The following is a 4,770-nucleotide window of genomic DNA, read 5'->3' as shown; positions in this document are numbered from 1 at the left end:
CTCGTTCGCGCACTTCAGGGGAATACTTGTTCGTTGTCTTGCTCATGATGCTCCATCCTACTCAGGAGTTGGAGCCTCCGGCAAACCCGGCGCGGTTCAGCTGCAGCCTCGAGCCTTAGCAACAGAGAACTTTCGATATGGGCTCTAAGGCGTCCTCTGAGGCTTTTGGTCGGATGAACGGATAGGCGCGGCAAGCAGCCGTAGGAGCCGGGAAATTCGACGTTCCCGCCGCGAACGGCTGCTACCACCGACACCAGACGTTCATCGAAATCAGGGCAATGACAGGTGTGCGGACAAACCGGTCGCTGCTTTCCAGCGTGCTTCGTTGGGAAGACAACTGGTTTGCGGACAACAGAGAAAATCCGTTTCGATCCTTCCGCCCTCTCTAGAATTGAAGCATCAAGTCCAATACACTTTTTTGACTCATTGCGCCCAAACATAGTCACTCAGAACGATTATATGGAAGACCTGAATTTATCCGATTTTCTTGTGCTCGCCGCTGCCGGGATGTTCGTCCTTGGATATCTCATAATCAACCAGATCATGCTCCGCACCATGCTACTCATTGGGACGATGCTCTATATCTGGTACTACGCGGTGGTCGATGAAACGCCCTTATGGCCCGCCATTTGGGCAAGTGCTGCGACCGGGACTGCGAACGTGATTGGATTGCTCAGCCTGTTCTATCGCGGTTCAACTTGGGCGGTACCCAATAAGTACAGGGACATATATGTCCAGTTCGACCTGCTGCCGCCGGGTGATTTCCGGAAATTGATGCGAGCGGCACACCGCGCCATGAAACCGGCTGGGTTTCAGCTGACAAGGGAAGGTAGCCGCGTCAACACGCTCTACTATGTCATCGACGGTGAAGTTGAAGTCGCAAAATCCGGCAGCCGCTTCTCCATTCCGGAAGGGATTTTTGTCGGCGAAGTCGCCTATTTGACTGGCAACCGTGCTTCGGCCTCGACCTATCTGGCACGAGACAGCGATGTACTGGAATGGGAAGTTGCCATGCTGAAACAGCGTGCCGCCCGAGACCCGAGATTCCAATTGGCGATGGACGCAATGATTTCTCTCGATCTTGCCGGAAAGGTCTCGCGCGCGGGGTCTCCCGTACAATTACAAAAGGGGGCAAAGCCTAATGTTGAGACGGTCTCGCCTCCGGCAGCAGTGAACGCGATGGACGCCTGATTTGGGCATATCGACGTGCAAGCACCGGAAAAGTAATTCAATGCCCGCTACGGGCTCTCTACCGTCATCTGACGTTTTTTGTCGGATGACCGGACAAGCGCGGCAAGCAGCCTTCGGAGACGTAGAGATCGACGTTTCCGCCGTGAACGACTGCCTCTATCGACACCGGACGTTATCCGAACTTCCGGCTATGACCTCCTTGCGGACGAAGCCGCCTGATGCAACTGCAGCGAACTTTGCCCTGCTACTATGATTGGAAATGCTCATCGCGTCGCGGCGATGAAGCAAAAAATTTCTGAAAAGCGCTCATGCAATACAGACTGACAGGCAGAAATCCAAATCGGTCGTTCGCCGCCAGAGATCAAGCTTAGGCGAGTCTCTATTCCAAATTTACCCTTTTCGTATTATATTGGAAGTAGTGCGGCCCAAGTGGACGCAATACCCTAAGAATTTGGAGGACGGGTCAATTTCTGTCGCCTATCGATTTCATTTAATCGGCAGGCCTCGGGTCACAGTGGACGGAGCAGAACGCGACCTCTCGTCCTCGAAGCAAATATTGCTCCTTGCCCGCCTTGCTTGCAGTCCAAAAAGAACTGCATCACGCGCTCAAATGGCAGCCTTTCTGTGGCCCAACAATACCTCGGAAAACGCCCGCGGGAGCCTCAGGCAGGCATTGACGCGTCTCCGCGCAACACTGGACGGTCCCGAGGAACCGTTTGTCACAACACACAACTCCGTCGGTCTTGCCGAGAGCTTTTGGAGCACCGATCTCGACGAACTGTACAGCGCCGCCAGGCTTCCACCAGAAGCAGGTCGCTTTCTCGACGGCGTCCACGCTCGCGAGCCCGAGATCCAAGAGTGGCTGGAAACGGAGCGCCGGATCGTCGAAACAATGCTGGAAAGCCAGATGCGACAAACACTGTCCGAATGCATTGCTAAATGCGCGTATCAGGACGCGATCCCGGTCGCCCTACGGTTGATCTCAATCAATCCGCTCGAGGAGAGTGCTCACCTTCAACTGATGGACCTTTACTGCCAGACAGGCCAGCGCGCGCGCGCTCTAGAGATCTTCGAAGAGTTGAAACGCAAGTTGGATGTCGACTTGGGTGAACAGCCATCCAGTAGGATTTGTGATCTAGCTGCCAAGATCAGACGATCTGATACCCCGAAGAAGTGTTCGTCCGCGCCCACTGCCCCGTCCAGAGAATCTGATGATGCGGTTCTTTCGGAAGAAGTATCTCGGAAAAATCCGCAAGCATCACACGACCGCGACCAAGGAGCGTTCGCCCTTCCCCTAGAAACCCGATTGCCAATTGCGCTAGGCCGAACGCCCCACCGTTCTACTGCCGCAGTGCTTGCCTTCTTCCTCGCCATCGGTGGCGCTGCGTGGTGGATTCAAAGCTCAGAGTTGGCACCTGCCGACCTGACCAAGATGACCTATGCGCTACCCGAGAGACCCTCGATTGCGGTCCTACCGTTCGACAATATGAGTGGTGACCCCGATCAGGAGCACTTCGTCGACGCGATGACAGACAACGTCATCACCGATCTTTCGCGGTTCCGCGACCTGTTTGTGATCGCGCGGAATTCGGTCTTCGTCTACAAAGGCCAGCCCGTGAAGGTACAGAGGGTCGCAGAGGACCTCGGTGTGCAGTATCTATTAGAGGGCGGCGTCCAGCGGTCAGGGGAGCGGATCCGGGTCAATGTGCAGCTGATCGACGCTCTTTCGGGTAAGCATGTCTGGGCAGAGCGTTATGACACTCAAGCCACCGAAATGTTTGAGATTCAGGACGCTGTGTCCCGAAAAATAGTCACAACGCTAGGCGGTTACGAAGGCGAGATCGCTGAGGCTGCTACAGCACGGGCGACCAGGGCAAGCCCGCGTAAGCTGACTGCATACGAGTCATTTCTGCTGGGGGTTCGACACAAACACCGATTTACAAAGGAAGATAACCTGACCGCGCGCGATTTTTTCCGCACTGCACTCGACCTCGACCCCCATCTAGGTCGTGCGCACACTGCCATCGCCTGGACACATATGCACGATTACTGGTGGGGCTGGACTGATGATCTCACCGGCGCACTCGGTCGTGCGTACGCTGCGGCGCGATCCGGGTTGAATGCCGACCCATCCGATGCCGAAGCCCACTGGGTGCTGGGGGAATACTTTGCGACGGTCGGGGACCGTGACGGCATGGAGATCGAATACGAACGAGCGCTGGAGTTGAACCCGAACAATGCGGACATCTTGGCCAATTGGGGGTGGAATCTCGCTTTTCTTCCGGGCCGAATGGATGAGGCGATCGGCAGGATGGAGCTTGCGTTTAGATTAAACCCAAATCGTCCGAGCTGGTACAAAAGGCTCTACGGCCAGATGCTCTATTTTGCCGGCCGTTTTGACGACGCGATTGAGGTGCTCGGCGCAGTGAACGATGGCATCTGGCCTGGTCGTGCGATCCTCGCCGCGAGCTATGTGGGGGCCGGACGGGCTGAAGAGGCAAGCGCGGAAATCCGAAGAATCCTCAAGACCAACCCGGGTGCCAGCTTCGAAAGCCTTCAATTGGCGATCCCTCGAACGCGCGCTCACGGGCTCGAAATCCTGCGCAATCGGGTCGAAACTGCGGGCCTGCCGCGCTGTGCGAGCGGCGAAGAGGCTGCATCGATTTCGGCGCAGGATCGGCTCCCGGAGTGTGTTCATGGCGATGCAGGCGACTAGAGCCTCCGTAGCCCTAAAGCTTTCCCATACTGCAATTCTGTCTGTAATTTAGCCTCCTGACATCTGCTTTTCCGGTGTTGTCACGGAGTCTGTAACGACGCTGTCCTGCAGCGCATGCGATGATCCTATGTACCACGGCAGCTTCATGAGCGCCGAGGCCGACAATAAGGAAGGAGCTCAAAAATGTTTTCTAACTGCTTTCGCGGAATGATGACCACGATGCCTTGCAGAGCCCTCAGGCCACTCGTATTGCCATTTGTTCTCTCTGCATTGCCCGCGGCGGCTGCTGACAACAGCATTTCAATTATAGATACTGGTGGCAAAGCCAACTGCACGAACGTTCAGGTTCTGTCAAAGCCTCGCGTCATAGTCGATTGCCCTGCCAATGAAGTCTACAATTATTGCTTCACCCGAGAATGGTTGGACGCATCGGGCCTACTGACGGGCACAATGCACTATTTCAGCGATCCAACACATAGCGACGGTGCGAAGGTAGGATGGGATTCTGAACAGGCTTTTTATCATGGAGTTTCGAGGATCGAAACGGCAAACGGAGACTTGTCTCTCCAAGAGGTCGGCGCATGGGACGGGAACAGTAAGAACTACGCAGGGTTGGGCACAGTGGTGGGCGGCAGCGGACGCTTCGAGAACGCAACAGGCGAGATCGGCGGATACGGCAACACTAACGGCGCTGGTATCACTGTAGGAACGATCTGTTTGGAGTAAATATCGGAAGAGCCCGCGCAACAAAATAACCCGCCCCTTGGACTGCCCCCACGGAGTGGTCCAGGTTGATTGTTAGTGCATGACCGGCCTCTGGTCCATCTGGACAATACTTTCCGTTGCGGGAGGCCGGTATCCAA

General features: G+C 55.6%; 3 protein-coding genes. All 3 read left to right on the top strand.

Annotated features, from left to right (window positions below; all coding sequences use genetic code 11):
* Positions 1 to 459: 459 nt before the first annotated feature.
* The 3 genes from EZV60_RS18840 to EZV60_RS18830 all read left to right on the top strand — a co-directional run bounded on the left by EZV60_RS18840 (position 460) and on the right by EZV60_RS18830 (position 4,633).
* Positions 460 to 1,191, top strand: a complete 732-nt coding sequence (locus EZV60_RS18840) for a Crp/Fnr family transcriptional regulator (protein WP_135507606.1) — start codon at positions 460 to 462, stop codon at positions 1,189 to 1,191.
* Between the two features lie 610 nt (positions 1,192 to 1,801).
* Positions 1,802 to 3,907, top strand: coding sequence for a BTAD domain-containing putative transcriptional regulator (locus tag EZV60_RS18835; protein ID WP_135507604.1), 2,106 nt, complete (start codon positions 1,802 to 1,804; stop codon positions 3,905 to 3,907).
* A gap of 183 nt (positions 3,908 to 4,090) precedes the next feature.
* Complete coding sequence (locus tag EZV60_RS18830; protein WP_135507601.1) at positions 4,091 to 4,633, top strand: hypothetical protein; 543 nt, start codon at positions 4,091 to 4,093, stop codon at positions 4,631 to 4,633.
* Positions 4,634 to 4,770 lie beyond the last annotated feature (137 nt).

It is taken from the genome of Roseovarius aestuariivivens, assembly GCF_004761875.1.
Taxonomy (GTDB): domain Bacteria; phylum Pseudomonadota; class Alphaproteobacteria; order Rhodobacterales; family Rhodobacteraceae; genus Roseovarius; species Roseovarius aestuariivivens.
This window is presented reverse-complemented; position numbering and strand designations above follow the sequence as displayed.

Coding starts and splice junctions, on each gene's coding strand:
- EZV60_RS18830 (WP_135507601.1), top strand. CDS start 4,091: ATGTTTTCTAACTGCTTTCGCGGAATGATGACCACGATGCCTTGCAGA.
- EZV60_RS18840 (WP_135507606.1), top strand. CDS start 460: ATGGAAGACCTGAATTTATCCGATTTTCTTGTGCTCGCCGCTGCCGGG.
- EZV60_RS18835 (WP_135507604.1), top strand. CDS start 1,802: ATGGCAGCCTTTCTGTGGCCCAACAATACCTCGGAAAACGCCCGCGGG.